Below are 26,474 nucleotides of genomic sequence, written 5' to 3' on the forward strand. Positions count from 1 at the left end.
CTCCACGCGCGCGGGTGCATGCGGGCGCGGGCGCGCGCGGGATCGTTGCTAAGATGACGCATTCATCACGCATTCATCACATCGTAGCGGCACATATTCACGAGGAAGCAGCATGCAAGAACAACAGGATCCGAACCTCTGGCTGGAAGACATCGACTCGACCCGCGCGCTCGGCTGGGTCGGCGACCGCAACCGCGAGGCCGAGGCCGAACTCACGGCCGATGCGCACTACGCGCCGCTCAAGACCGAACTGAAGACGATCCTCGATTCCAAGGAGCGCATCCCCTACATCGCCATGCACGGCGACTGGTATTACAACTTCTGGAAAGATGCCGAGCACCCGCGCGGCCTGTGGCGCCGCACGACGCTGGACGAGTTCCGCCGGAGCGAGCCGCGCTGGGAGACCGTGCTCGACCTCGACGCGCTGGCGGCAAGCGAAGACGAGAACTGGGTCTGGGCCGGCAGCCAGAAACTGCCGCCGCGCGGCGACCGGGCCCTGGTCTCGCTGTCGCGCGGCGGCGGCGACGCCCACGTGGTGCGCGAGTTCGACCTCACCACCTGCGCCTTCGTGCCGGCCGAGGAAGGCGGCTTCGCGCTGCCGGAAGCCAAGTCGAGCGTCGGCTGGATCGACCACGACAGCATCTTCGTGGCCACCGATTTCGGCGAAGGCGCGATGACCACGTCGGGCTATCCGCGCATCGTCAAGCAGTGGCGGCGCGGCGCGCCGCTGGCTGCCGCCGTCACCGTGTACGAGGTGGAACCGGACGATTTGTCGGCCTCGGCCTGGCAGGATGCGACGCCCGGCTTCGAGCGCCAGTTCGTGCAGCGCCAGATCGACTTCTACAGCAGCGAGATGTTCCTGCGCACCGCCGCGGGCGAGCTGGTCAAGATCGACAAGCCCGAGGATGCCAACGCTTTCACGGTGCGCGACCAATTGATCGTCGAGCTGCGCTCGGACTGGCAGGTCGATGCCGCTGCCGGCGGGCATACCTACCCGCAGGGTGCGCTGCTGGCGATGGATTTCGAGCGCTTCATGGCGGGCGAGCGCGCGTTCGAACTCCTGTTCGTGCCCTCGCCGACCACGTCGCTGGACGGCGTCGCCGCCACGCGCAGCATGCTCCTGCTGACCATCCTCGACAAGGTCAAGAACCGCATCGTCGAGCTGCAGCATGTAAACGGCGCCTGGCAACGGCGCGAGGTCGAGGCGCCCGGCATCGGTTCGCTCGACGTTTCCGCTGTCGACGAGTTCGAGTCCGACCACTACTTCCTGAACGTCACCGATTTCCTCACGCCGAGCAGTTTCTACCTCGCGCACGCGGGCAGCGACCGGCGCGAGCTGCTCAAATCGATGCCGGGCTTTTTCGACGCCGGTCCCTACGCGGTGCACCAGCACGAAGCGGCGTCCGCCGACGGCACCAAAGTCCCCTATTTCGTGGTGATGCGCAGGGATGCGCAGCCCAACGGCACGAATCCGACGCTGCTGTACGGCTACGGCGGCTTCGAAGTTTCGCTGACGCCGTTCTACAGCGGCGTGACCGGCAAGGCCTGGCTGGACCAGGGCGGCGTCTACGTGCTGGCCAACATCCGCGGCGGCGGCGAATTCGGCCCGCGCTGGCACCAGGCGGCGCTCAAGGAAAACCGCCAGAAGGCGTTCGACGACTTCATCGCCGTGGCCGAAGACCTGGTGCGCCGGCGCATCACCAGCGCTCGCCACCTCGGCATCATGGGTGGCAGCAATGGCGGCCTGCTGGTCGGCGCGGTCCTGGTACAGCGGCCGGAATTGTTCAACGCGGTCGTGTGCCAGGTGCCGCTGCTGGACATGCAGCGCTACCACCTGCTGCTGGCCGGCGCATCGTGGATGGGCGAGTACGGCGACCCCGACGACCCGGCGGAGTGGGAAGCGATCGAGCGCTACTCGCCCTACCAGAACGTGTCGAGCCAAGGCCGCTACCCACGCGTGCTGTTTACCACCTCGACCCGCGACGACCGTGTCCACCCCGGTCACGCACGCAAGATGGCGCAGCGCATGCGTGACCAGGGCCACGACGTGCTGTATTGGGAAAACACAGAAGGGGGTCATGCCGGTGCGGCAAATAACGAACAAACTGCGAAAATGTGGGCCCTGACATACACCTTTCTATTGAGGCAGCTCAAATAAACATAGCCTATGCACGGCGGTTCCCTAACCGGCGTGCAATCATTCCTCCGGGAACTAGCAGTATTGCTAGGCGTCTAAATGAATGATGCATGGAATACTTGTTTTCCACACATCTTTTTACGGAGGAGCGGCGATGGCTAATGATTTCGTTACCGAAGCAACCCTGCAAGAACCCGCACTGAACGCGGTCAAGCTGCAGGTGTCGTCACTGGCGCTCTCCGTCAGCGACCTGAAGAAATACCGGATCAGCAAGCGCGAAAGCCAGGAAAAGTTCTGGGGACGCTTTGGCGTCACCCAGTCGAGCGGCAGCCGCTTCGAGACCGGCCTGGCGATCCCGGCGCCGGTTGCGCTGCTGTTGAAGCTTTACGTCAACGGCAAGCTTAACGATGGTGATCTTCTGGAGTGATCAGGCCGAGGGAAATCGCCCTCACCACCGCCTGTTGCCGAGTGTTGACGTTGAACTTCTGCCGGATATTTCCCATATGGAAGTTCACCGTCGCCTCGGAACAGCCGGTAATTTTTGAAATTTCCCACGACGACTTGCCTACCATGACCCAATTGAGCACTTCCAGCTCGCGCGGGGTCAGGCGTGGGGCCGGCTCGGTCGATGCCGTCGGGCAGAATCGCACGCCCGAAGCGAAGGCATAGTCACGGATCAAGGCCAGTGTCGGCAGGATCGCGGCGACCGTGCGCAAGAACTGCGCATCGGGCTCCTGGTCGACCGCAAAGTTCAGCAAGCCAAACTCCCCGTTCGGCCCGTGCATCGGGAAGGTCACGCCGGCGCGCACGCCATGGCTGCAGGCTTCATCATATAGCGCACGCTGCGGAACACTGCGGAACAATTCCGGCTGCCAGATCAGCGGCAGCGTGCTCGTCATGCAATGGCTGACGACCGGGTCGACGTGGGCGAAGCGCTCGGTGTCGTAGCGCTCGCGCCATTTCGGGGGATAGTTGGTCTGGACAAAGGCATTGTCCAGGCGCGAATGACGCGTGCCCGACATGCCGAACAACACTTTGTCAAAACCGTGCTGGCGTCCCAGCGCGAACAAGGCTTCGCCCCAGCTGGACGCTGTCTCTTGTTGCAGCAACTCGCCCACTTCGACTGTCGTCGCCATGTATGCCTCGCGCTGTTGTTGTAATGACACCCACTATGCTAGTTGAGTTGTAACCGAATAGCACGAGAAATTATCAAAATATCCACCATGCTTACGCTGGACCATTTGAATAGTTGTCGCGCCGACACAACTCCTTTGCCGCCGAACGTCAATCGTGCGCGTCTCGCCGTCGATTTTCGTTATGCTCGCCCGGATTGTCCGTTCAAAATTGCAAATATGCAAGTTTATGCATGCAGCGGTAACACCCGTGTTGCATTACGCGCCTCGATGCTTGACTTGAACCGGCACAAGAGTATCTTTGCGGCTTTGCCGCATGCGCCTCAAAAAAATACCAAGCAATCAACAAAAAGCGTCCGTCCAGATCATCCCCCGCACGTGACTACCTTACCGTTCGCCAGCAATTCCTTCACGGCAGCCATGCGGCCGACGCAGCGCCCTCCTCATCTATTTAATTTCCAAGGACTCCAAGTCAATGAACAACATGACTGACATGGCTGAACAGCTGGATGTCAAGCTCCTGCTGTCCACCCTGATGGCCCTGAAAAAAGGCGACTTTTCCGTACGCATGCCATCCGAGTGGACTGGCGTGTCCGGCAAGATCGCCGACACCCTGAACGACATCATCGAGACCAAGCAGAAGATGGTCGAAGCGGTGACCGAGGTGTCGCGCGTGGTCGGCCGCGAAGGCCACCTGACCCAGCGCGCGGTCGTGCCGGGCACGGGCGGCGGCTGGAGCACCATCATCAGCTCGGTCAACACGCTGATCGACGACCTGGTGCGTCCGACCACCGAGATGGCGCGCGTGATCGGCGCGGTGGCGAAAGGCGACCTGTCGCAGACGATGGCGCTGGAAGTCGACGGCCACCCGCTCAAGGGCCAGTACCTGCGCGCGGCGATGACCGCGAACACCATGGTGGAGCAGCTGTCCTCGTTCTCGTCCGAGGTGACGCGCGTGGCGCGCGAGGTGGGTACCGAGGGTAAGCTGGGCGGCCAGGCCTACGTGCCGGGCGTCGCGGGTACCTGGAAGGACCTGACCGACTCGGTGAACTCGATGGCGGGTAACCTGACGTCGCAGGTGCGTAACATCGCGGAAGTGACCACCGCGGTGGCGAACGGCGACTTGTCCAAGAAAATCACGGTGGACGTGCGCGGCGAGATCCTGCAGCTGAAGGACACCATCAACGTGATGGTGGACCAGCTGCGTTCCTTCGCATCCGAAGTGACGCGCGTGGCGCGCGAGGTGGGTACCGAGGGTAAGCTCGGTGGCCAGGCTTACGTGCCGGGCGTCGGCGGTACCTGGAAGGACTTGACCGACAACGTGAACTTCATGGCCTCGAACCTGACCGGCCAGGTGCGTAACATCGCGGCGGTGACGACCGCGGTGGCGAACGGCGACCTGTCCAAGAAGATCACCGTGGACGTGAAGGGCGAGATTCTAGAACTGAAGAACACCATCAACGTGATGGTGGACCAGCTGTCCTCGTTCGCATCCGAGGTGACCCGCGTCGCCCGCGAAGTGGGTACCGAGGGCAAGCTGGGCGGCCAGGCGCAGGTGAAGGGCGTCGCGGGTACCTGGAAGGACTTGACCGACTCGGTGAACTCGATGGCGGGTAACCTGACCGGCCAGGTGCGTAACATCGCGGACGTGACCACCGCGGTGGCGAACGGCGACCTGTCGAAGAAGATCACCGTGGACGTGAAGGGCGAGATTCTCGAGCTGAAGAACACCATCAACGTGATGGTGGACCAGCTGAACTCGTTCGCATCCGAGGTGACCCGCGTGGCACGCGAAGTCGGTACCGAGGGCAAGCTGGGCGGCCAGGCGAACGTGCCGGGCGTCGCCGGTACCTGGAAAGACTTGACCGACGGCGTGAACTTCATGGCGTCGAACCTCACCGGCCAGGTGCGTAATATCGCCGAAGTGACCACCGCGGTGGCGAGCGGCGACCTGTCCAAGAAGATCACCGTGGACGTCAAGGGCGAGATTCTCGAGCTGAAGAACACCATCAACGTGATGGTGGACCAGCTCTCGTCCTTCGCGTCCGAAGTGACCCGTGTGGCGCGCGAGGTGGGTACCGAAGGCAAGCTGGGCGGCCAGGCCTACGTGCCGGGCGTCGGCGGCACCTGGAAGGACCTGACCGACAACGTGAACTTCATGGCCTCGAACCTGACCGGCCAGGTGCGTAACATCGCGGCGGTGACGACCGCGGTGGCGCGCGGCGACCTGTCGAAAAAGATCACCGTGGACGTCAAGGGCGAGATCCTCGAACTGAAAGACACCATCAACGTGATGGTGGACCAGCTCTCGTCCTTCGCATCCGAGGTGACCCGCGTGGCGCGCGAGGTGGGTACCGAAGGTAAACTCGGCGGCCAGGCGAACGTGTCCGGCGTGGCCGGCACCTGGAAGGACTTGACCGAGAACGTCAACCAGCTGGCGGCGAACCTGACCAACCAGATGCGCGCGATCGGCGAGGTGGCGACCGCGGTGACCCGCGGCGACTTGTCGCGTTCGATCCAGGTGGAAGCGCGCGGCGAGGTGTCCTACCTGAAGGACAACATCAACGAGATGATCCGTAACCTGCGTGAGACCACGCAGAAGAACGCGCAGCAGGACTGGCTGAAGACCAACCTGGCGCGCTTCACCCGACTGCTGCAGGGCCAGCGCGACCTCGAGGCCGTGACCAAGCTGATCCTGTCCGAGCTGGCCCCGCTGGTCTCGGTGCACCACGGCGTGTTCTACATGATGGATGCGGAAGGCGCCGATTCGCGCCTGCGCATGATCGCCTCCTACGGCTACCGCTCCTCGCGCAAGCTGCCGACCTCGTTCCTGCCGGGCGAAGGCCTGGTGGGCCAGTGCGCGCTGGAGAAGACCCGCGTCTGGCTGACCGACGTCCCGCGCGACTACATCGCGGTGTCCTCGGGCCTGGGCGCGGCGCCGCCGAACAACATCGTCGTGCTGCCGATCCTGTTCGAACAGCAGGTCAAGGCGGTCATCGAGATCGCGTCGCTCGACCGCTTCACCGAAACCCACCTGTCCTTCCTCGACCAGCTGATGGAATCGATCGGCGTGGTCTTGAACACGATCGAGGCGAACAGCCGTACCGAATCGCTGCTGACCCAGTCGCAGTCGCTGGCGCAGGAACTGCAGCAGACCAACCAGGAACTGGCCGAGAAGGCGCGCCTGCTGTCCGAACAGAACATCGAGGTGGAACGCAAGAACCGCGAGGTGGAGCAGGCCAAGCTGGCGCTGGAAGAAAAAGCGACCCAGCTGGCGCTGTCCTCCAAGTACAAGTCCGAGTTCCTGGCGAATATGTCGCACGAACTGCGTACACCCTTGAACTCGCTCCTGATCCTGGCGCAGCAGCTGTCGGACAACCCGGAAGGCAACCTGTCGAACAAGCAGGTGGAGTTCGCCAAGACCATCCACGGCTCCGGCTCCGACCTGCTGACCCTGATTAACGACATTCTCGACCTGTCCAAGATCGAGTCGGGCACCGTCACGCTGGACGTGTCGGAGTACCGCTTCTCGAACCTGCGCAACTACGTCGACCGCACCTTCCGTCACATGGCCGAAGCGAAGCACCTGGGCTTCGGCGTCGAGCTGGCCGACAACCTGCCGACCGCGCTGATGACCGACACCACGCGATTGCAGCAGGTCTTGAAGAACCTGCTGTCGAACGCGTTCAAGTTCACCAGCCACGGCCAGGTCTCGCTGACCATCAGCCTGGTGACCTCGGGCTGGACCGCCGACCACCCGCACCTGCTGCATGCGGACGCCGTGCTGGCGTTCTCGGTGCAGGACACCGGCGTGGGCATCCCGTCCGACAAGCTGCAGCTGATCTTCGAGGCGTTCCAGCAGGCCGACGGCTCGACCGCGCGCAAATACGGCGGCACCGGCCTGGGCCTGTCGATCTCGCGCGAACTGGCGCGTCTGCTGGGCGGCGAGATCCGCGTCGAATCGACCATCAACGTCGGCTCGACCTTCACGCTGTACCTGCCGTACAACCGCGCCGGCTTCATCAACTACGAGCAGACCCGCCAGCCGCAACCGGCGCGCCTGGCCGCGCCGCAGCCGGCGCCGAGCGCCCAGCCGGCGCCGACCGCGCTGCTCGAGTCCGAGCTCGAGGCCGACACCGTGGTCACCACCACCGCGATCGCGGTGCCGGACCCGGCGACCGGCGTGGTCGAATACGCCAGCATGCTGGACGACCGCGGCCTGATCGTGCCGGGCGACCCGTCGGTGCTGATCGTCGAGGACGACGAGCGTTTCGCCAAGACCCTGCTCGACTTCGCGCGCGAAAAGAACTTCAAGGGCGTGGTCACGCATCGCGGCGACTCGGCCCTGTCGCTGGCGCGCGACTACCTGCCGTCGGCGATCCTGCTCGACATCGACCTGCCGGACATCGACGGCCTGACCGTGCTGGACCGCCTGAAACGCGACCCGAGCACGCGCCACATCCCGGTGCACGTGATGTCGGCCCTGCGCGAGCGCGAGCGCGCGCTGCGCCAGGGTGCGATCTCGTACATCAACAAGCCGGTCAGCCGCGACATGCTGCAGGAAGAATTCAAGCGCATCCAGAAGTTCCTGATGGGCGGCAAGCGCTCGCTGCTGGTGGTCGAGGACGACATGGCCCAGCGCGAATCGATCGTGTCGCTGATCGGCGACTCGGACGTGCGCATCGTCACGGTCGAAACCGGCGCCGCCGCGCTCGACGCGCTGGCCGGCCAGCACTTCGACTGCATGGTGCTGGACCTGACCCTGCCCGACGTCTCCGGCTTCGACCTGCTCGACCAGATCGGCAAGCTGCCGGCGGTGCGCGACCTGCCGATCGTGATCTACACCGCGGCCGAATTGAGCCGCAAGGAAGTCACGAAACTGAAGCGCTACGCCAAGACCATCGTGGTGAAGGACGCACGCTCGCCCGAGCGCCTGCTCGACGAGACGGCGCTGTTCCTGCACCGCTCGCAGGCCAGCCTGCCGGAAGTGCAGCGCAAGATGCTGGAAGAGATCCACGCCCTCGACGGCGGCCTGGCCGGACGCAAGGTGCTGATCGTCGACGACGATTTGCGCAACATCTTTGCCCTGTCCTCGCTGCTCGAGCGCCAGCAGATGCAAGTGCTGTTCGCCGAGAACGGCCGCGACGGCATCGAGGTGCTGGAAAAGGATCCGGGCATCGAGATCGTCCTGATGGACATCATGATGCCGGAGATGGACGGCTACGACACGATGCGCGCGATCCGCCGCATCCCGAAGTTCAAGTCGCTGCCGATCATCACCCTGACCGCGAAAGCGATGAAGGGCGACCGCGACAAGTGCATCGCCGCCGGCGCGTCGGACTACATCACCAAGCCGGTCGACGTGGCGCAGCTGCTGTCGATGATGCGCGTCTGGCTGCATTGATGGCTGCATCGATGCGCACGTCAAAGGTGAATGCATGAACGCCTGGACCGGCCTGGCGGCCGGGCTGGCGATCGAGGATCTGGAAACCGAGCTGCTGCTCGAAGCGCTGTTCCAGCGTTTCGGCCACGATTTCCGGGCCTACGACCGCCCCGCCCTGCGCAGCAAGTTCGCGGGCGTGATGCGGGCGCGCGGGGCCGCGACCCTGTCCGGCCTGCAGGAAAAGGTGCTGCACGACGCCGAGGCGGCGGCCGGTGTGTTGCGCGCGCTGTCGGTGGCGCCTTCGGCGCTGTTCGACAACGTCGAATTCGCGGCGCGCCTGCGCGGCGTGCTGGCGCCGGCGCTGCGCGGCTGGCCGCTGCCGCGGGTCTGGATCGCCGAATGCGCCGGCGTGGGCGATGCCTGGACGCTGGCCATCGTGCTGGCCGAGGAAGGCGTGCTGGGCAAGCTCGACATCCACGCCACGCTCGCCAACGAAGAGCTGGTGGCGCAGAACCAGGACGCCTGGCTGCCGCTGGCCGAGCTGGAAGCGGCCGAGGCGCGCTACCGCGAAAGCGGCGGCGCCGGCACGCTGCTGTCCTACTTCGAGGTGCGCGACGGCATGGCGCGCCTGCAGGCGCAGCTGCGGCGGCGCATCACCTGGTCGCAGTACAGCCTGGTGACCGACGCCTCGTTCAACGAGTTCCAGGCCATCCTGTGCTGCCACGCGCTGTCCGACTTCGGTCCGGTGCTGCGCCAGCGCGTGCTGCGCCTGTTCCACGACAGCCTGGCGCGCTTCGGCGTGCTGTGCCTGGACCGGCCGCTGTCGGTGTCGGACGCGCACGCCGGGTCGTACCAGGGGGTCGAAGGGGATCGGCCTTGGTACAAGCGGGTGGGCTGAGCCCAGTTCACTTCACATCGCCTGCGCGCTCGGCCTTTCCGCGATCCGGTCGCGCCAGGCCTGCAGGTGTTCCATCCCTTCCCGCCCCGGCTGGAATTTCATCAAGCCGCGCGCGAACTCGAGCGCGCAGAACGCCGTGATGTCGGCGATCGTGAAGCGTGCGCCGGCCACGTAAGGCTGACTGGCCAGCACGCCGTCCAGCCAGCGCGCAGGTTCCCTCATCTTTTCTCCCTGCGACGCGCCGAAGTCGGCGAACTGCGGCTGCTCCAGCGCCGCCAGGCCAGGGTGGGTGTGGCGAACGGCGTTGGCGATGCGCAAGGTCAGCTGCAGCTCGCAGCGGCGGTCCATCATCTCGATGAAGGCGCGCTCCTCGAACCCCTCGCCCATCAGGTTCGGCTGCGGCTGCAAGCCTTCCAGGTAGGTGCAGATCGCCCGCGATTCGGCCAGCTGGCGGCCATCGTCGAGTTCGAGCAGCGGCACCTGGGCCATCGGATTGAGGCCCACGAAGCCCGGCGCACGGTGCTCGCCCCTGGACAGGTCGACCTCCACCATCTCGATGCCTGCGATGCCTTTCTCGGCGATGAACATGAGCACGCGGCGCGGATTGGGCGCGCGCTGCCGGGTGTAGAGCTTCATGGTGTCTCCTCGTGCTTGCGGTGTGTGGACAGGACGCGCTCGATGATAGCCGATCGCGGCCGATCGAAGCGGCGGCCTCGGCCACATTGCCGCATTGACATGGATCCCGTTTTGCCCGTAGATTCTCAGGCTGGCCTTGCGCGACCCGCCGCAAGTTCCGCGTACCGACCCACGTACATACAAGACAAGGCAACCCATGCAACGTAGTCTGCTTTCCGCCGCCGTCGCGCTCGCGCTCGCGGCGCTCCCCGCCCTCCACGTCCAGGCCGCACCGGCCGCATCGGCCAGCGCCGCCGACGCCAGGACCCAGGAAGCCACGACCCAGCTGCCGCGCGGCGTGATCCCGAGCCATTACGACATCTCGCTGACGCCCGACGCGACCGCCGGCAGCTTCGCGGCCAAGGCCGCGATCACGATCAACGTGACCAAGGCCACCAGCAGCATCACGCTGAACGCGGCCGACCTGCAGTTCGCCAACGCCACGTTGACGCCGGCGGGCGGCAGTTCGGCAGGCGCGCAAGCGGCCAAGGTCACGGTCGACGCGGCCAACCAGACCGCGACCTTCGCGTTCGCGCAGCCGGTCAAGCCCGGCATGTACCGCCTGGCGATGGATTACACCGGCAAGATCGGCACCCAGGCCGTCGGCCTGTTCTCGCTCGACTACCCGGACAAGGACGGCAAGCAGAAGCGCGCGCTGTTCACCCAGTTCGAGAACTCGGACGCGCGCCGCATGATCCCGTCGTGGGACGAGCCGGCCTACAAAGCCACCTTCACGCTCGACGTCACCGCCCCGGCCGGCCAGCTGGCCGTGTCGAACATGCCCGCCGCAAAGACGGAAACACTGCCGGACGGCCGCCAGCACGTCAGCTTCGCCGCCACGCCCAAGATGTCGACCTACCTGCTGTTCTTCGGCATGGGCGACTTCGAGCGCGCCACCGTCAAGTCGGAAGGCACCGAGATCGGCGTGATCGCGCGCCGCGGCGCCGTCAACCAGGCCGACTTCGCGCTGAAATCCGGCGCCGACATCCTGCGCGACTACAACGACTACTTCGGCGTGAAGTTCCCGCTCCCCAAGCTGGACAACATCGCCGGTCCGGGCCAGAGCCAGTTCTTCGGCGCGATGGAAAACTGGGGCGCGATCTTCACCTTCGAATACTTCCTGCTGCTCGACCCGGCGATCTCGACCCAGCGCGACCGCCAGGGCATCTTCTCGACCGCCGCGCACGAGATGGCGCACCAGTGGTTCGGCGACCTGGTCACGATGCGCTGGTGGGACGACCTGTGGCTCAACGAAGGCTTCGCCTCGTGGATGGAAAGCCGCACCACCGCGCGCCTGCACCCGGAATGGAACACCAAGCTGTACGCGGTCGGCGTGCGCGAAGGCGCCATGCGGCGCGACTCGGTGGCGGCGACCCACCCGGTGGTGCAGCACATCGAGACCGTCGAGCAGGCCAACCAGGCCTTCGACGAGATCACCTATTCGAAAGGCGAGTCGGTCATCCGCATGCTGGAGGCGTACGTCGGCGAGAACGCCTGGCGCAACGGCGTGCGCGCGTACATGAAGGCCCACGCCTATGGCAACACGGTCTCGGACGATTTGTGGAAGCAGGTCGAGAAGGCGGCCGGCAAGCCGGTCACGGCGATCGCGCACGACTTCACGCTGCAGCCGGGCATCCCGCTCATCAAGGTCGGCGAGCCGGTGTGCAAGGGCGGCAACACCACCGTCACGCTGACCCAGGAAGAGTTCTCGCGCGACCGGCCGGACAAGAAGCCGCTGGCCTGGCGCGTGCCGGTGATCGCCCAGATCGGCAACGGTAAAACCGCGAATGCCCTGGTCTCCGGCGGCAAGGGATCGATCGCGATCCCCGGCTGCGGCGCGGTGGTCGTCAACGCCGGCCAGACCGGCTACTTCCGCACGCTGTACGCGCCGGCGCAGTTCGCCCAGCTGGCGCAGAACTACGCCAGCCTGGCCCCGATCGACCAGATCGGCCTGCTGGCCGACGTCAGCTCGCTCGGCTGGGCGGGCCTGCAGCCGGCGACCGACCAGCTCGACTTGGCCAAGGCCGCCCCGCTGAGCGCCGATCCGGTGCTGTGGTCGAGCATCGCCGGCCAGCTGGCCGGTATCCACGAGCGCTACAAGGGCGACGCGGCACGCCAGCGCCGCTTCGACGCCTTCGCGATCTCCCGCCTGGCGCCGGTGATGGCGCAGATCGGCTGGAGCGCGCGCGACGGCGAGAACTCGAGCGTGGCCAACCTGCGCGAGCAGCTGATCGATGTGCTGGGCGACCTGGGCGACACCGGCGTCATCGCCGAAGCGCGCCGCCGCTACGCCGCCATGAACAGCGACCCGAGCGCCGTGCCGACCGCGCTGCGCAAGGCGGTGCTGGCGGTGGTCGCGAGCCACGCCGACGCCGCCACCTGGGACCAGCTGCACGCCAGCGCAAAGGCCGAGAAAAATCCGCTGGTGCGTGACCGGATGTACGGCCTGCTGGCCGCGCCGCAGGACAAGGCGCTGGCGCAGCGCGCCCTGCAGCTGGCGCTGACGGACGAGCCGGGCCTGACCAACAGCGCCGCGATGATCTCGCAGGTCGCCAGGGAGCATCCCGACATGGCGTTCGACTTCGCGCTGGCCAACCTGTCCAAGATCAACGAGCGCGTCGACGCCAGCTCGCGCAGCCGCTACATCGCGCGTCTTGCCAACGGCTCGTCGGATCCGGCCATGGTCGACAAGTTGAATGCCTACGCCGGCGCCAACCTGGCCGCGACCTCGCGCGGCGACGTCGAACTGGCCATCGCCGCGATCAAGGACCGCGTCAAGGTCAATGGCGCACGCCTGCCGGAAATCGACGCCTGGCTGGCCAAGAACGGCGGTTGATTCTCGGCCTTCCCGGCCGGTCGGCAGGGCTTGCTGCATGCCCATGTCGGCCGGCTGGGTTCAGGTGGCGGCCGAAGCCGCCGGCGCTGGTGCGCATGCGGTCGGCGTGCTGGCCCCAGCCGGTCAGCGCGATGGTGCGGATGCCGTCGTAGCGCTACGGGCGCGGCTCGGGCAGCGCACTGCCCTCTTCGATCGGCCCTGGTGTTGAACCAGGACCCGCGAAGCCGTCCGGAGACGCCGGCGCCTCGGTGGAGCGCTGCAACGGCGCCCACGCTTGCTCTTGTTTGTCCACGCAAACCGGTACCTCGGAGACTCGTCCGGCTGCTGCAATAACGACAATCGTGTGATGGAACGGTCCAGAACAACGTGTCGTTTTGTCGTTACGGCGCAAAAATTCCGGCAAATTCGAAACGCATCCGTTTCAAAAATCGGGAGGTCCTTCTCAACCGCGCGCCGCGCTTGTACCATTGGCTTCATGCAGTTCGACTGCAGCTCGACCCTTCAAAGGCTTCCATGACCGTCTCCCTTTTCCCGCGCGCCGCCTGCCTGGCGCTGCTGGCCGGCGCCTGCGCCCTGGCTTCGATTCCACCGGCCCATGCCGACAGCGCCGTCTCGTCGGCGTCCAGCGCCGGCTCGGCATCCTCGGGCAGTATTTCCGATTCGATCGGCGCATCCAGCAACAGTTCCAACAACGACCGCCGCGTCGCCGCCGGCCCCTACCGCGTGATCCAGGTGGCCCAGGCGCCGAACAAGCCGGGCGCGACCCGCATGGTGCTGCGCGCAGCGCTCGAACCCGGCCGCGAATTCACGCTCGACGTGCCCGACCGCGCCCTGGCCGCGCGGCGCGTGCTGGCCGGCGACACCGTCCAGGTCAGCGAGCGCGTGTATGGCTACGAGTTCGCCTACGCCGACACCGCCCAGCCTTTCTTCCTGGCGCTGCAGGACGACTGGTATCGCGAGCTGACCTCGCGCAAGGTCGCGATCTGAACCCCATCCACCGGTTTTTTCGGCGCTCGCTGGCGGGCGCGCTCGGCCTGGCCGCCGTCTTCGCCTGCGTCGACGCGCACGCCGGCCTGCCGGTGCTGTGCGAGCGCGGCAAGGAGATCAGCGCCGCCGAGCAGGACCGCGTGCTGCGCTTCGCCGGCGCCGTCAAGGCCGAGCTCGACCGTTCAGGCGCTTCGGTCGCACTGGTGGCGCGCTCGGGCCTGGACCTGAGCCGCTTCAAGCTGCTGTATTCGCACGCCGGCATCGCGCTGGCAGGCAACCCGGGCGGCCGCTGGGCCGTGCGCCAGCTGTATTACGCCTGCGACGAGTCGCGCCCGCGCCTGTTCGACCAGGGCATGGCCGGCTTCGTGCTGGGCGCCGATTCGCCCGCGCGCGGCCACATGGCGCTGCTGTTCCTGCCCGAGGCCGATGCGGCGCCGCTGCAGCGCGCCGCGCTCGACGACCGGCTGGCGCTGTCGCTGCTGGCCGCGCGCTACAGCGCCAACGCGTATGCCTTCGGCACGCGCTACCAGAACTGCAACCAGTGGGTGGCCGAGCTGCTGGCTGGCGCCTGGGGCGGTATCGATCCTGTTCCCGATGGTGGCCCCGGCGCCGGCGGCGCGGGGGCCCTGCGCGCCCGTGCGCATACGGACGCGCGCGCGCAGGCGCAGGCGTGGCTGCGTGCCCGGGGCTATGACGCCGCTCCGGTCGAGGTACCTTCGCACTGGATGATGTTCGCCGGCCAGTTCGTGCCGCTGGTCCACCTGGACGACCACCCGCTCGATGATATCTACGCGCTGGCCCTGCATACCAGCGTGCCGGCCACGCTCGAAGCCTTCGTGCGCGCCCGTGCGCCCGCCGCGCGCCGGGTCGAACTGTGCCACGACGCCAGGCGCATCGTGGTGCACCGCGGCTGGGAGCCGCTCGGCGTGGAATGTGAGCCGCTGCCGGGTGACGAGCTCATCGACCTGACGCGCTGAGCGATCAGGATGCCGCCACGCTGCCGCGCCGTTGCCCGGCCCGGCGCGCGGCCAGCCAGGCATCGAGCCGCAATGCGGCGCCCGGCGCCAGGTGCAGGCCCAGCTTGCTGCGCCGCCACAGGATGTCCTCGGCTTCGAGCGCCCATTCCTGGCGCACCAGGTAATCCGCTTCGACCTCGAACAAGCCCGGCACGATCTCTTCGCCCAGATCGGCCGGCGCGCGGCAATGCGCCAGCATGGCGCCGAGCCGGGTGCCGTAGGCGTGCGCCCAGCGCGCCAGCAAGCCAGGGGGCAGCCAGGCGTACTGGTGCTGGCGCGTCTTGAGCCAGGCGTCGAACTCGAGCACGGCGCGCGCGCTCGGCGCCTTGCCGTAGACGTCGCCGCCGGGCAGGCAGGCTTGCGCGGTCCAGCCCGCGACCGGCCGGCCCAGCTTCGAGGCGATCCAGTCGACCGCGTCCTCAGCCAGCTTGCGGAAGGTCGTCACCTTGCCGCCGAACACCGACAGCAGCGGCGCGCCGACGCTGTCGGTGGCGAGCCGGTAGTCGCGGCTGGCGCCGGATGCGCTGGACGCATCCGCGGCGCCGTCGTCGCCGATCAGCGGACGCACGCCGGCATAGCTCCACACCACGTCGTCCGGTCCGACGCGGCGCGCGAAGCAGCGATTGACGGCATCGATCAGGTAGGCGGTCTCGGCAGGGTCGATCGCCAGGCGATTGCGGCCGAGCTCGCCGACGAACTCGACGTCGGTGGTGCCGACCAGCGTGAATGCGCCCTCGAACGGCAGCGCGAACACGATGCGCCCGTCGGGCTGCTGCAGGATGTAGGCCCGGGCGTGCTCGAACAGGCGCGGCAGCACGATATGGCTGCCTTTCACCAGGCGCAGTCCCCCGTGCCGGCGCTCGGGCGGCAGCGCGCTGCTCTCGCCCAGGAAGCGCGCGGCCCAGGGCCCGGCGGCGTTGACCAGGCAGCGCGCATGCACCAGGCGCTCGCCGCCCGGGCCGGCCAGGCGGGCCGACCAGCGCCCGTCCTCGCGCCGGGCCCCCGCGCAGCGCGTGCGCGTGAGGACGGTGGCTCCGCGTTCGCGCGCGTCGAGCGCGGCCAGCACCACCAGGCGCGCATCGTCGACCCACGCGTCGGAATAGGCAAAGGCGCGCGTGAAATGCGGCTGCAGCGCTGCCCCGGCCGGGTCCGCTCCCAGGTCGAGCGCGCTCGAGCCCGGCAGGAAATCACGCCGCGCCAGGTGGTCGTACAGGAACAGGCCGGCGCGCAGCATCCAGGCCGGGCGCTGGCCGCGCGTGCGTTCGGCCGGCGCATACGGCATCACGAAGCGCAGCGGGCGCGTGATGTGGGGCGCGCTGCGCAGCAGGATCTCGCGCTCGGCCAGCGCCTTGCGCACCAGGCCGAACTGGTACTGCTCGAGGTAGCGCAAGCCGCCATGGATCAGCTTGCTGGATGCGGACGAGGTATGGCTGGCCAGGTCGTCCTGTTCGCACAACAGCACGCGCAGGCCGCGTCCGCTGGCGTCGCGCGCGATGCCAGCGCCGTTGATGCCGCCGCCGACCACGAGTACGTCACAGTCGAACCGTTTCGGAATGTCGCTCATTGCAGCTCCTCATTGCAGCTCCTCATTGCAGCGCCTCATTGCAGCGCCTCATTGCAACTCTGCCTCGATCCGCATCCAGTCTAGCGGTGCACGCGCGGCCGATGTTCGGCCATGTCAATTCGGCGGAGCCCGGCGCGACCAGGCGTGCGGCTGGACGGCGGCCGCGTGTAGAATCGCTGCATGACGATTTCCAGCGCATACCGTTAAATGGCGCCCGAGTTGCGCGCCTGGGTCCGCATGCCCTCCGGCAAGCGACTCGACCTGCTCGATCCGACTCCGTTCGACTGGGACGACGCCGACCTCGCGCTCGGCCTGGCCCGCACCTACCGCTGGGGCGGACACTCGGCCTGGCCGCTGCCGCTGTCGGTGGCCCAGCATTCGATCGCGGTGATGCTGCTGCGCCGCGCGGCGGCGCCGGCGCCGCTCGATCCGATCGTCGAGCTGCGCGAACTGCTGCACGACGCCGAGGAAGGCTTGCTCGGCTTCGACGCGGTGTCGCCGATCAAGCCCTTCCTCGGCAAGGGTTTCGCAGCCCTCACCCGCCGCCTCGAGCAGGTCGTGTTCCTGCGCTACGGCTTGCCGGCCTGGACCCCGGCCGAACACGCGGCGCACAAGCGTGCTGACCGCCTGGCCGCCGCGAGCGAGGCGGTGCACGTGGTCGGCTGGAAAGTCGACGAAGTGCGCAGCACGCTCAAGATCCGCTCGGCCGTGCTCGAGCGCGACCCGCTGGCCGCGCTCTACGATTGCACCCCATGGGAACCGTGGCCGCCGCTGCTGGCGGCCGAGCGTTTCCTGGCGATGCTGGAAGCGACCAAGCGGCGCATCGACGGCGGCGCGGCGGCATGACGATGGATCGCGGCCCGGACGCCGCCCTGGCCCATGCCGCCGCCGTGCTGCGCGACGCCGATGCCCTCTTCATCGGCGCCGGCGCCGGCATCGGCGTCGATTCCGGCCTGCCGGACTTTCGCGGCGGGCATGGCTTCTGGAAGGCCTATCCGCCACTGGCCCGGCTCGGTATCCGCTTCGTCGAGATCGCCAACCCGCGCAGCTTTGCCTCCCACCCGGGCCTGGCCTGGGGCTTTTACGGGCACCGCCTGGCGCTGTACCGCGCCACGGTGCCTCATGAGGGCTTTTCCATCCTGCGCGAGATCGGCGCGCGCATGGCGCATGGCGCGTTCGTCTTCACAAGCAACGTCGACGGCCAGTTCCAGCGCGCCGGTTTCGACGACGCCGGCATCGTCGAGTGCCACGGTTCGCTGCACCACCTGCAATGCACGCGCCCGTGCAGCGACGCGATCTGGCCGGCCGACGCGCTCGTTCCCGACGTCGATCCCGCCACCTGCCTGATGCGCCCGCCACTGCCCACCTGTCCCCGCTGCGGCGCCCTGGCGCGGCCGAACGTGTTGATGTTCAATGACGGCGCCTGGATCGATACCCGCACCGAAGCACAGTATGCCCGATTGGCAAGGTGGCGTGCACGGCCCCGGCGCCTGGCTGCGATCGAGCTCGGCGCCGGCGTCGACGTGCCGTCGGTGCGCTGGATGTGCGAACGCCAGGATGCTCCCCTGATTCGCATCAATCCGCGTGCACCGGAAGTGCCATCCGACCGGGATGTCGGCATCGCGTCCGGCGCGCTCGACGGCTTGCGCCGCTTGCGCGCTCTGCTGGCTTGAAACATGCGCCATGCATGGCGTACTGATCCAGCAAGAAACTGATTGCTGGGCCAACGCAAACCTTGGCTGCATGAAAAATCTAGAGCCGAGATCAAGTTGATGACCTAAGGCATTGATTCCACGACGTTTATTTTAATATCCACAAGAAATGTGGATAACTGTGTGGACAAGTGCCTCTTGACAAGCCGGAAGCGCAGTACTGATGCGGGTTCCAACAAAATGCCCATTCAACAGGCAGATTTCCAACCCTTTATGAATCAAGGACTTGCATGCATACGGCATCAGTGTGAAATTTGGCCACGCGGCAAAATCCTACAAAACAGCTTGGACGGGGATAACTCGTCACGGCGGAGGTTGCATATATGTCATTCCGCCGCTTTTGTGCCGCGATTCCGGCCCGCCTGGCGGGTCGCCGCATGCGCGGCTCAGTGCTTCGTGCTCAACCATATCGGCTGGCGGCCAGGCCGACTGGAGTACGGAGGCGGGGCCGCAGTCTTCATTTCCAGGCATTGCGCGCCCGCTCGCGCACCAGCATCCGTACGCTGTCCGGCATCGGCTTGCGGCTGTGCGGCGTTTCGGCGTCGATCCACACGCACTCCTCGTAGTGCTTGAGCATCGCCGGGGTAACGAAGCGGCTGCGCTGGGCGTACACGTGGCGGTCGCCCATCTGCGCCTGCTGCTTGATGAAGAAGCGGTTCGGCACGATCAGGTGCAGGTGCTCCTTGGCGCGCGTCATGGCCACGTACAACAGCCGACGCTCTTCCTCGATCTCTTCGCCGCTGCCGGTCGACATGTCCGACGGAATGCAGCCGTCGACCACGTTCAGCACGTGCACCGCCTTCCATTCCTGCCCCTTGGCCGAATGGATCGTCGACAGGATCAGGTAATCCTCGTCGAGCAAGGGCGGGCCGGCGCGGTCGCTGGTCGCCTCGGGCGGGTCGAGCGTGAGTTCGGTCAGGAAGGACTCACGCGAACCGTAGCCGCCGGCCAGCGCCACCAGCTGCTCGAGATCGGCGGCACGCACCGGCGCATCGTCATGCAGCCGCTCCAGGTGCGGCAGATACCAGTCCTTGACCAGTTCGACGTCCAACGGCCAGCGCAAGCCCGGTGTGCGCAAGGTGCGGAACAGGCCGACGAATGGATCCCAGTCGCCACGCGCGCGCGCGGGCACGTCGAAGGCCTCGAGCGCCGCCACCGGCTCGGCGCTGGCCGCCACCGCGTCGAGCAGGCGTGCCGCCGTGGCCGGGCCGATGCCGGGGATCAGTTGTGTCACACGAAAGCCCGCCAGGCGCCCGCTCGGGTTCTGGGCAAAGCGCAGCATCGCCAGCAGATCCTTGATGTGCGCCGCCTCCAGGAACTTCAGGCCGCCGAACTTCACGAACGGGATGTTGCGCCGTACCAGTTCGAGCTCCAGCGCCGCGCTGTGGCTGGCGGCCCGGAACAGCACGGCCTGCTGGGTCAGCTTGATACCGGATTCGCGCTGCTCGAGCACGCGGTTGCAGACCCAGCGCGCCTGCTCGGCTTCGTCCGGGATCAGCACCAGTTGCGGCTTGGCGCTCGACACCTTGTCGGTCCACAGGTTCTTGGCGTGGCGTTCCAGCGCCCCTTCGATCACCGCGTTCGACGCGTCCAGGATCGGCTGCGTCGAGCGATAGTTGCGGTCCAGCGTGACGATGCGCGCCGGCTGCGAGAACTGCTGCGGGAAGTCGAGGATGTTGCGCACGGTCGCGCCGCGGAAGGAATAGATCGACTGGGCGTCGTCGCCGACCACCATCACGCCGCGCCCGTCCGGCTTCATGCCCTGGATGATCGCAGCCTGCAGGCGGTTGGTGTCCTGGTACTCGTCGACCAGCACGTGGTCGAACAAATCGCCGAGCGCCGGACCGAGCTCTGGATCGGCCGCCATTTCAGCCCAGAACAGCAGCAAATCGTCGTAATCGAGCACGTTCTGTTCCTGCTTGGCGTCGACATAGGCGCCGAACAGTCGTTTCAGCTCGCCTTCCCACTCGCTGCACCAAGGGAAATTTGACTGCAGCACCTGCTCGAGCGGCGCGCGGCTGTTGACCACGCGCGAATAGATCGCCAGGCAAGTGCCCTTCAGCGGAAAGCGCTTCTGGCCCGCGCTCGTCTGCGCGCCCGCGCCCAGGCCGATATCCTGGCGCACCATGCCCATCAGGTCTTCGGAATCGGCGCGGTCGTGGATCGTGAACGAGGCTTCCAGGCCGATCCGTCCGGCATGCTCGCGCAGCAGGCGCGCCCCGATGCTGTGGAAGGTGCCTGCCCACGGCAGGCTGGCGACGGCCTGGCGCGACACGCCGAAGATGCGTTGCAGGACGCCGGCGGCGCGATGTCCCATTTCGCCCGCGGCGCGGCGCGAAAAGGTCAGCAGCAGCAGGCGCTGCGGATCGGCGCCGGACTGGATCAGGCGCGCCACCCGGTGCGCCAAGGTGTTGGTCTTGCCCGATCCCGCCCCGGCGACCACCAGCAGCGGACGCGGCGCCGCCACGCCGATATCGTGTTCGACCGCCGCGCGCTGCTCGGGATTGAGGCTGTCGAAAGGATCGACGCCGGTGGGGGCCGGGTGGTCGGGGATCGGGTCGCGGGTGGTGGCGGCGGCGGACATGGATGAGTTAAGGACAATGTGGCTCAACTGTACATTTGTCCAGTATCCCGGCGCAAGGGGTAACCGGCCCGCGTTTGCGCGCTGTCGCGAAACGACATCAAGCCATCCGTCGCCCACGTTATGTGGGCTTGGTTTGATAAAAATCAGCGCGTATCAAAGCGTTATGAGATATCCACAAAACTTGTGCATAAGCTTGTGGAAAAGCACCCCCTTGACATGCCGGAACCCGGCTGGAATGCGGCTTTCAACACATTGCCCATCGGGTGAGCAAGGCCGGAATTATGCAAAATCAATGGCTTACGGCGCTTACCCAGCACGATTGGGATCCGGCCCGCCCGCTTACCCGGCCCAGGAACGCCTGCGGCCGGGCTCAGTCAAAACGCGTTCGATGACATCGTGGCCGACGTCTTGCGAACGCAGGTATTCGACGGCTGACATGGTATTGCTGCGCTGCTGCAGGGCAATACCGAGGTCGACGACGTCGCGCCGGTGTGTATCGCGCCGTTGGTAGGAAATAAGGAGTTCACCGTCGGCTTGGTCGAGAGTATCTTGATTCATCGCAGTCCTGACTTTGATGGAAGATAAGGGGATACCGCTACAGGAGTATTTGCCAGCACGAGCTAAAGTCAAGCAAATTTCTCATGAATGCATGAAATGCCGATGACAAACATGGCAGGTCCAGGCGGGAGCCTCGCGTCCGGACGTGCGCCACGGCCACGCGGCTCGGCCTAGAATGGCTGCGTGATCCTATCGAACGAGGCAGCCATGAGCGCATATCCCGATCCAGACCTGAAGCCCGGCGATGAAGCCGAACCGGGGACCCCAGGCGCAGGCGAAGACCTGTGCGAAACCTGCGGCGGCAGCGGCAAGCTGGCCGGCGGCAAAACCTGTCCGGAGTGCGAAGGCTCGGGCCGCGTGATGCGCGGTATCGGCGGCGGCTGACACCTGTCCATGGACAGTGGACCGGCCACGGCGCGATAATCGCCGGATGACGCCTGCTTCGCATTCCGCTTCCGATACCGTCCCGCCATCCGAACATCCGCGTCCGGCTTCGTTGACCGACTTGTTTGTCTCGTTCACGCTGCTGGCCCTGCAGGGCTTTGGCGGCGTGATGGCGGTCGTCCAGCGCGAGCTGGTCGACCGCAAGCGCTGGCTGACCCAGGAAGAGTTCATCGAAGACTGGGCCGTCGCGCAGATCATGCCGGGGCCGAACGTGGTCAATTTGTCGCTGATGATCGGCGGACGCTACTTCGGCCTGCCCGGTGCCCTCACGGCCCTGGCCGGCCTGCTGGCCGCGCCGCTGGTCGTGGTGCTGACGCTGGCCGTGCTGCGCGACCGCTTTGCCGACAACACGGCGGTGGCCGGGGCGCTGCGCGGCATGGCGGCCGTGTGCGCCGGCCTGATCGGCGCGGCCGGGCTGAAGCTCTCGAACACATTATGGAAAAGTCCGCTGCCGCTGGCCTGGTGCATCGCCATCGCCGCGCTCGGCTTCATACTGGTGGCGCTGTTGAAATGCCCCCTGCCCTACGTGCTCTTCGGCCTCGGCGGATTGGGCTGCGTGCTGACTTATCGAAAGTTGAAAGCATGAGCGCTCCGGCACAGATGATCCCGCCAGCGGCGCTGCACCTTGCACCGCATCTCGTCTTGAGCTGGCAGGACTGGCTCAACCTGTTCGGCCATTACCTGCTCCTGTCCGCGATGTCGCTCGGCGGCGCGATTTCGACCTCGTCCGAAATGCACCGCTTCCTGGTCGAGCAGCATCACTGGCTGACCCAGGACCAGTTCAACCAGTCGATCACGCTGGCCCAGGCCGCCCCCGGCCCCAACGTGCTGTTCGTGGCGCTGATGGGCTGGCACGTGGGCATGAACGCCGGCAGCACGGGCGCGGCGCTGTTCGGGGTGCTGGTGACGATGGTCGGCATCATGACGCCGTCGACGGCGATCACCTACACCGCCGCGCGCTGGGGTCACCGCAACCGAGACCTGCGCACCGTGCGCGCCTTCAAGCAAGGCATGGCGCCGGTGGTGATCGCACTGCTGCTGTCGACCGCGTGGATCCTCGGCACCAGCAGCAGCGGCGGCGGCGGCGGCAATGGCGGCAGCCTTGCCGAATGGCGCCTGTGGCTGCTGTCGGTGGCGGCCTGCCTGCTGATCTGGCGCACCCGGGTGCACCTGCTGTGGCTGCTTGCCGTGGGCGCAGTGCTGGGCGCGTTCGGACTGGTATGACGCCAGATCGGGCATGCGCTGGCGGCGAACCTGCCGAACGGGCATACTTGTGTCCTGGTTAACAATACGGATTCCGCCATGTCTGAACTCCTCAGCGAGCACGCCTGTTTCGGCGGCGTGCAGCGTTTCTATCGATTCGACTCGGCCGCGATCGGCCTGCCGATGCGCTTTTCGGTCTACCTCCCGTCCGGCGCCGAAGGAAAGCGCCTGCCGGTGCTGTTCTATCTCGCCGGCCTGACCTGCACCGAGGAGACGTTCATGATCAAGGCCGGCGCCCAGCGCGTCGCCGCCGAGCTGGGCGTGATCCTGGTCGCGCCCGACACCAGCCCGCGCGGCGCCGACGTGCCGGGCGAAGCCGACAGCTGGGACTTCGGCGTGGGCGCCGGGTTCTACGTGGACGCGACCCAGGAACCATGGTCGCGCCATTACCGCATGTACAGCCACATCCTCGAGCTGCGCGAGCTGGTGCTGGCCGAGCTGCCCGCCGACGGCGCCCGCGTCGGCATCTTCGGCCACTCGATGGGCGGCCACGGCGCCCTGATGCTGGCGCTGCGCAACCCCGAGCTGTTCCGCTCGGTCTCGGCCTTCGCGCCGATCGCCGCGCCGATGCGCTGCCCATGGGGCCGGAAAGCGTTTGGCGGCTACCTAGGTACGGACGAATCGGCCTGGCGCGCCTATGACGCCACCGAACTGGTTGCACGCGCCGGCCAGGCCGTCTTCCCCAAGGGTATCCTGATCGACCAGGGCCTGGCCGACAAGTTCCTGTCCGAACAGCTGTACCCGGAAGCCTTCGAGGAAGCCTGCAGCGCCGCCGGCCAGCCGCTCGAACTGCGCCGCCACCCGGGTTACGACCACGGCTATTACTTCATCTCGACGTTTGTCGAAGACCACCTGCGCTTCCACGCCGAACGCCTGGCCTGACGCGCGCTCCACAAATGCTGCTCACCGGATCAGACGCCGGTGCGCAGCGTAAATTCCCCTGATCGAAACGCGAACTGGCCTGGATCAAACATCGGTTCGCCAACGCGCACCAGAAGCGGGACGCCGCTTGAAATCGGTTCGGCGCTGCCGTCCTGGCGCGGTGGAGGATCAGTTCGGCCGCATGGTCGAGAACATATTCCAGGACTTCTTCAGCCCGGTGGCGCAGGGCAGCCTTTGGCGCGACGACGGGCTGGGCATGCCGCGCCTGGACGTGCGCGAGACCGAGAAAACCTTCGAAATACAAGCCGATCTGCCGGGCGTGCGCAAGGAGGACATCAAGGTCTCGATCGACGGTCCGCGCGTCACGATCGAAGGGGAATGCCAGCAGGCAAACGAACAGCGCGAGGGCGAACACGTGGTGTATTCTGAACGCTCGACACGCCGCTACCAGCGCAGCTTCAGCCTGCCGTCCGAAGTGGACGATGCGTCGGCCGAGGCCAGGCTCGAGGACGGGGTGCTGAAACTGACCCTGCCCAAGAAAACCGGTGGTTCGGCGCGCCGGCTGACGATCCAGTAGGACGTGAACGGACGGTTCAAGGACCGCGCCCAAGCCGGCGAGCTGCTGGCCGGCCAGCTGGGCCGCTACGCGCGGCAGGCCGACGCGATCGTGCTGGCCCTGCCGCGTGGTGGGGTCCCGGTCGCCATGCCATCGCGCGCCGGCTCGGCATCGCACTCGGCGTCCTGGTGGTGCGCAAGCTCGGCACGCCCGGGCAGGCGGAATTCGCGACGGGGGCGGTCGGCAGCGGCGGCGTGCGCGTGCTGCAGCCGGGCGTGCCCGGCCTGATGGGCGTGACCGCGCGCGACGTCGATGCCGTCGCCGCGCGCGAGCTGGCGGAACTGGCGCGGCGCGAACAGGCTTACCGCGGCGTGCGTGCGCCGCTGGCGATCCCGGTGACGCCGCCCGAGGCCGTGCGCGCTGGCGGCGCACGCTGGTCTGCCTGCTGGCGCCGCCGCGCTTGCGCTCGGTCGGCCAATGGTACGACAGCTTCGACCAGACCGACGACGCGCAGGTACAGCACCTTTTGGCCGATGCCTGGCGCAGCCGGCAGGCCATGAAGACTCAACCTGGAGGACCCGATCATGAAACAGACGACCGAAGCAGGCTTTGAAACAGGGGTTGACGCAGGCCTCGAACTGGCCATGTGGCTGGGCGCCGCCGCCGCTGGCGCGCTGCTGATGTACATGCTCGACCCCGACCGTGGCGGCGCGCGCCGCGCGCAATCGGCGGCTGCGGTGCGCGGAGCCGGTTCACGCACGTCGAGCGCGCTCGGCAACGTCTGGCGCGGCGCCGGCGCACGTGTGGGCGGGCTGGCCTCCGCCAAGCCCGACGGCGCGGCCGGCAAGCTCGGCTCGGCGCTTTCACGCGTCGGCCAGGCCGCCGGCAGCATGCTGGACGACACCGTGTCCAAAGCCAGGAGCGCGATCGGACGCGCCGGCGAAGCCGCCGAGGACAGCCGCTCGCAGGCGAAAAGCGCGATCGCGCGCGCCAGCGACAGCGCAGCCGAGGCCTACGAGCAGGCCAGCCGCGGCGCAGGCCGCATCGGGGGCAAGGTCTCCGAGGCCTGGCGCGACGGCGCGAGCGGTCCGGACGCCTGGACACCGGCGCTGCGCAATTCGGCCCTGATCGGCGGCGGCCTGCTGGCCCTGACCGGCCTGATGCGCCGTTCCCCGATCGGCCTGGCGCTCGGCCTGGCCGGCGCGGCGCTGCTGGCCCGTGGCGCGAGCAACCGGCCGCTGGGCAAGCTTGCCGGCGGCCTCGCAGGCGGCCTGACCGGCGGGCGCAGCTTCAACCTGGGCACCGGGCTGGGCCTGAACCAGACCATCGACCTGGAAAAATCGATCCACATCGATGCCTCGCCGGAAGAGGTGTACGACCTGTTTGCCAACCACGAGAACTTCCCGCGCTTCATGTCGCACGTGGTCGAAGTGCGCGACCTGGGCCGGCGCCGCTCGCATTGGACCGTGCGCGGCCCGGGCGGCAGCGCGTTCGAATGGAACTCAACCATCACGGAACAGAGCCGTCCGCACCGCCTGGCCTGGCGCAGCGAACCCGGCGCCGAGATCCCCCAGACCGGTTCGATCCAGCTCGAGCCGCACCACGGCGGCACCGACGTCACCGTGCGCATGTCCTATACCCCGCCGGCCGGCGCCCTCGGCCATGGGCTGGCGACGCTGCTCGGCGCGGATCCGAAGTCCCGGCTGGACGAAGACCTGGCGCACATGAAGGCGTATATCGAGCGCGGGTCCGATTCGGACGAGACGGGTCGCGGCGTGGCGCGCGGCGGCGCCCAGCCGCGCAGTGGCAGCCGCTTCCTGCACTGACTTATCGCATCGAGGATTGC

21 protein-coding genes and 1 pseudogene are annotated in these 26,474 nt (G+C 67.0%); 17 read left to right on the forward strand and 5 right to left on the reverse strand.

Annotation, left to right across the window (positions count from 1 at the left end):
• Window positions 1-112 precede the first annotated feature (112 nt).
• Window positions 113-2,158, forward strand: a complete 2,046-nt coding sequence (locus FA90_RS08955; RefSeq protein ID WP_081933747.1) for a prolyl oligopeptidase family protein — start codon at window positions 113-115, stop codon at window positions 2,156-2,158.
• A gap of 133 nt (window positions 2,159-2,291) precedes the next feature.
• Entirely contained in the window at window positions 2,292-2,564 is a 273-nt protein-coding gene (locus tag FA90_RS08960; RefSeq protein WP_036168099.1) for a helix-turn-helix transcriptional regulator, read from the forward strand.
• Here the strand turns inward: FA90_RS08960 and FA90_RS08965 are convergent.
• Window positions 2,539-3,303, reverse strand: coding sequence for a LuxR family transcriptional regulator (locus tag FA90_RS08965; protein WP_239700615.1), 765 nt, complete (start codon window positions 3,301-3,303; stop codon window positions 2,539-2,541). The two genes, FA90_RS08960 and FA90_RS08965, sit on opposite strands and share 26 nt — an antisense overlap.
• Before the next feature lie 57 nt (window positions 3,304-3,360).
• Here FA90_RS08965 and FA90_RS26290 point away from each other — a divergent pair, with 57 nt between their 5' ends.
• Genes FA90_RS26290 through FA90_RS08975 form a run of 3 tightly spaced genes read left to right on the forward strand, consistent with a single transcriptional unit; the run spans window position 3,361 to window position 9,551 of the window.
• The gene (locus tag FA90_RS26290; protein ID WP_156116640.1) at window positions 3,361-3,762 is read left to right on the forward strand and encodes a hypothetical protein; all 402 of its coding nucleotides are present in this window, start codon (window positions 3,361-3,363) and stop codon (window positions 3,760-3,762) included.
• Window positions 3,746-8,674 carry a HAMP domain-containing protein gene (locus tag FA90_RS08970; protein ID WP_036168107.1) on the forward strand — a complete coding sequence of 1,643 codons (4,929 nt, stop codon included), beginning with the start codon at window positions 3,746-3,748 and terminating at the stop codon, window positions 8,672-8,674. Before FA90_RS26290 ends, FA90_RS08970 begins: the two co-directional genes overlap by 17 nt.
• A 34-nt stretch (window positions 8,675-8,708) precedes the next feature.
• Complete coding sequence (locus FA90_RS08975) at window positions 8,709-9,551, forward strand: CheR family methyltransferase (RefSeq protein WP_036168110.1); 843 nt, start codon at window positions 8,709-8,711, stop codon at window positions 9,549-9,551.
• Between the two features lie 12 nt (window positions 9,552-9,563).
• Here the strand turns inward: FA90_RS08975 and FA90_RS08980 are convergent, their stop codons facing one another.
• Window positions 9,564-10,187, reverse strand: a complete 624-nt coding sequence (locus tag FA90_RS08980) for a glutathione S-transferase family protein (RefSeq protein WP_036168113.1) — start codon at window positions 10,185-10,187, stop codon at window positions 9,564-9,566.
• Window positions 10,188-10,383: 196 nt separating this feature from the next.
• Between FA90_RS08980 and FA90_RS08985 the strand changes: the two genes are divergently transcribed.
• The 3 genes from FA90_RS08985 to FA90_RS08995 all read left to right on the forward strand — a co-directional run bounded on the left by FA90_RS08985 (window position 10,384) and on the right by FA90_RS08995 (window position 15,026).
• Window positions 10,384-13,062, forward strand: a complete 2,679-nt coding sequence (locus FA90_RS08985) for a M1 family metallopeptidase (protein WP_036168116.1) — start codon at window positions 10,384-10,386, stop codon at window positions 13,060-13,062.
• A gap of 513 nt (window positions 13,063-13,575) precedes the next feature.
• Complete coding sequence (locus tag FA90_RS08990) at window positions 13,576-14,049, forward strand: hypothetical protein (protein ID WP_036168119.1); 474 nt, start codon at window positions 13,576-13,578, stop codon at window positions 14,047-14,049.
• 92 nt (window positions 14,050-14,141) lie between these two features.
• Complete coding sequence (locus FA90_RS08995; protein ID WP_239700618.1) at window positions 14,142-15,026, forward strand: DUF2145 domain-containing protein; 885 nt, start codon at window positions 14,142-14,144, stop codon at window positions 15,024-15,026.
• Window positions 15,027-15,030: 4 nt separating this feature from the next.
• Here FA90_RS08995 and glpD read toward each other — a convergent pair whose 3' ends face one another.
• Window positions 15,031-16,629 carry a glycerol-3-phosphate dehydrogenase gene (gene glpD, locus FA90_RS09000; RefSeq protein ID WP_036168122.1) on the reverse strand — a complete coding sequence of 533 codons (1,599 nt, stop codon included), beginning with the start codon at window positions 16,627-16,629 and terminating at the stop codon, window positions 15,031-15,033.
• 207 nt (window positions 16,630-16,836) lie between these two features.
• Between glpD and FA90_RS09005 the strand changes: the two genes are divergently transcribed.
• Together FA90_RS09005 and FA90_RS09010 are read left to right on the forward strand one after the other, a co-directional pair.
• Window positions 16,837-17,475: a hypothetical protein gene (locus FA90_RS09005; protein WP_036168125.1), complete on the forward strand. Its 639-nt coding sequence runs from the start codon at window positions 16,837-16,839 to the stop codon at window positions 17,473-17,475.
• Window positions 17,472-18,302 (forward strand): Sir2 family NAD-dependent protein deacetylase, encoded by an 831-nt coding sequence (locus FA90_RS09010; protein ID WP_307171061.1) that lies wholly within the window; start codon window positions 17,472-17,474, stop codon window positions 18,300-18,302. The genes FA90_RS09005 and FA90_RS09010 overlap by 4 nt, the downstream gene beginning before the upstream one ends.
• A gap of 496 nt (window positions 18,303-18,798) precedes the next feature.
• On the opposite strand, the gene FA90_RS09015 is transcribed toward FA90_RS09010, so the two are convergent.
• Window positions 18,799-20,925, reverse strand: coding sequence for an ATP-dependent helicase (locus tag FA90_RS09015; RefSeq protein ID WP_036168131.1), 2,127 nt, complete (start codon window positions 20,923-20,925; stop codon window positions 18,799-18,801).
• Window positions 20,926-21,264: 339 nt separating this feature from the next.
• Window positions 21,265-21,483, reverse strand: coding sequence for a hypothetical protein (locus tag FA90_RS09020; protein WP_036168134.1), 219 nt, complete (start codon window positions 21,481-21,483; stop codon window positions 21,265-21,267).
• A 207-nt stretch (window positions 21,484-21,690) separates the two neighbouring features.
• Here FA90_RS09020 and FA90_RS26915 point away from each other — a divergent pair, with 207 nt between their 5' ends.
• From FA90_RS26915 to FA90_RS09050, 7 genes and pseudogenes are all read left to right on the forward strand, one after another.
• Window positions 21,691-21,867 carry a hypothetical protein gene (locus FA90_RS26915; RefSeq protein WP_197065265.1) on the forward strand — a complete coding sequence of 59 codons (177 nt, stop codon included), beginning with the start codon at window positions 21,691-21,693 and terminating at the stop codon, window positions 21,865-21,867.
• Window positions 21,868-21,913: 46 nt separating this feature from the next.
• Window positions 21,914-22,513, forward strand: coding sequence for a chromate transporter (locus tag FA90_RS09025; protein ID WP_036168137.1), 600 nt, complete (start codon window positions 21,914-21,916; stop codon window positions 22,511-22,513).
• On the forward strand, window positions 22,510-23,151 hold the full coding sequence (locus tag FA90_RS09030) for a chromate transporter (RefSeq protein ID WP_239700620.1): 642 nt from the start codon (window positions 22,510-22,512) through the stop codon (window positions 23,149-23,151). Before FA90_RS09025 ends, FA90_RS09030 begins: the two co-directional genes overlap by 4 nt.
• 78 nt (window positions 23,152-23,229) lie before the next feature.
• Window positions 23,230-24,072, forward strand: coding sequence for an S-formylglutathione hydrolase (gene fghA / locus FA90_RS09035; protein ID WP_036168140.1), 843 nt, complete (start codon window positions 23,230-23,232; stop codon window positions 24,070-24,072).
• A 181-nt stretch (window positions 24,073-24,253) separates the two neighbouring features.
• A complete protein-coding gene (locus FA90_RS09040) occupies window positions 24,254-24,649 on the forward strand; it encodes an Hsp20/alpha crystallin family protein (RefSeq protein WP_081934075.1) in 396 nt (131 codons plus the stop codon).
• A 3-nt stretch (window positions 24,650-24,652) separates the two neighbouring features.
• A pseudogene (locus FA90_RS27670) lies at window positions 24,653-25,241 on the forward strand (phosphoribosyltransferase).
• Window positions 25,213-26,454: an SRPBCC family protein gene (locus FA90_RS09050; protein WP_081933748.1), complete on the forward strand. Its 1,242-nt coding sequence runs from the start codon at window positions 25,213-25,215 to the stop codon at window positions 26,452-26,454. Before FA90_RS27670 ends, FA90_RS09050 begins: the two are co-directional and overlap by 29 nt.
• The last annotated feature ends 20 nt before the right edge of the window (window positions 26,455-26,474 follow it).

It is taken from the genome of Massilia sp. 9096 (assembly GCF_000745265.1).
Lineage (GTDB): Bacteria > Pseudomonadota > Gammaproteobacteria > Burkholderiales > Burkholderiaceae_D > Telluria.

Bases quoted from the DNA above. Each gene is read 5' to 3' on its own strand.
- FA90_RS08955 (WP_081933747.1), top strand. From the start codon at position 113: ATGCAAGAACAACAGGATCCGAACCTCTGGCTGGAAGACATCGACTCG.
- FA90_RS08960 (WP_036168099.1), top strand. From the start codon at position 2,292: ATGGCTAATGATTTCGTTACCGAAGCAACCCTGCAAGAACCCGCACTG.
- FA90_RS26290 (WP_156116640.1), top strand. From the start codon at position 3,361: ATGCTTACGCTGGACCATTTGAATAGTTGTCGCGCCGACACAACTCCT.
- FA90_RS08970 (WP_036168107.1), top strand. From the start codon at position 3,746: ATGAACAACATGACTGACATGGCTGAACAGCTGGATGTCAAGCTCCTG.
- FA90_RS08975 (WP_036168110.1), top strand. From the start codon at position 8,709: ATGAACGCCTGGACCGGCCTGGCGGCCGGGCTGGCGATCGAGGATCTG.
- FA90_RS08980 (WP_036168113.1), bottom strand. From the start codon at position 10,187: ATGAAGCTCTACACCCGGCAGCGCGCGCCCAATCCGCGCCGCGTGCTC.
- FA90_RS08985 (WP_036168116.1), top strand. From the start codon at position 10,384: ATGCAACGTAGTCTGCTTTCCGCCGCCGTCGCGCTCGCGCTCGCGGCG.
- FA90_RS08990 (WP_036168119.1), top strand. From the start codon at position 13,576: ATGACCGTCTCCCTTTTCCCGCGCGCCGCCTGCCTGGCGCTGCTGGCC.
- glpD (WP_036168122.1), bottom strand. From the start codon at position 16,629: ATGAGCGACATTCCGAAACGGTTCGACTGTGACGTACTCGTGGTCGGC.
- FA90_RS09005 (WP_036168125.1), top strand. From the start codon at position 16,837: ATGGCGCCCGAGTTGCGCGCCTGGGTCCGCATGCCCTCCGGCAAGCGA.
- FA90_RS09010 (WP_307171061.1), top strand. From the start codon at position 17,472: ATGACGATGGATCGCGGCCCGGACGCCGCCCTGGCCCATGCCGCCGCC.
- FA90_RS09015 (WP_036168131.1), bottom strand. From the start codon at position 20,925: ATGTCCGCCGCCGCCACCACCCGCGACCCGATCCCCGACCACCCGGCC.
- FA90_RS09020 (WP_036168134.1), bottom strand. From the start codon at position 21,483: ATGAATCAAGATACTCTCGACCAAGCCGACGGTGAACTCCTTATTTCC.
- FA90_RS26915 (WP_197065265.1), top strand. From the start codon at position 21,691: ATGAGCGCATATCCCGATCCAGACCTGAAGCCCGGCGATGAAGCCGAA.
- FA90_RS09025 (WP_036168137.1), top strand. From the start codon at position 21,914: ATGACGCCTGCTTCGCATTCCGCTTCCGATACCGTCCCGCCATCCGAA.
- FA90_RS09030 (WP_239700620.1), top strand. From the start codon at position 22,510: ATGAGCGCTCCGGCACAGATGATCCCGCCAGCGGCGCTGCACCTTGCA.
- fghA (WP_036168140.1), top strand. From the start codon at position 23,230: ATGTCTGAACTCCTCAGCGAGCACGCCTGTTTCGGCGGCGTGCAGCGT.
- FA90_RS09040 (WP_081934075.1), top strand. From the start codon at position 24,254: ATGGTCGAGAACATATTCCAGGACTTCTTCAGCCCGGTGGCGCAGGGC.
- FA90_RS09050 (WP_081933748.1), top strand. From the start codon at position 25,213: ATGAAACAGACGACCGAAGCAGGCTTTGAAACAGGGGTTGACGCAGGC.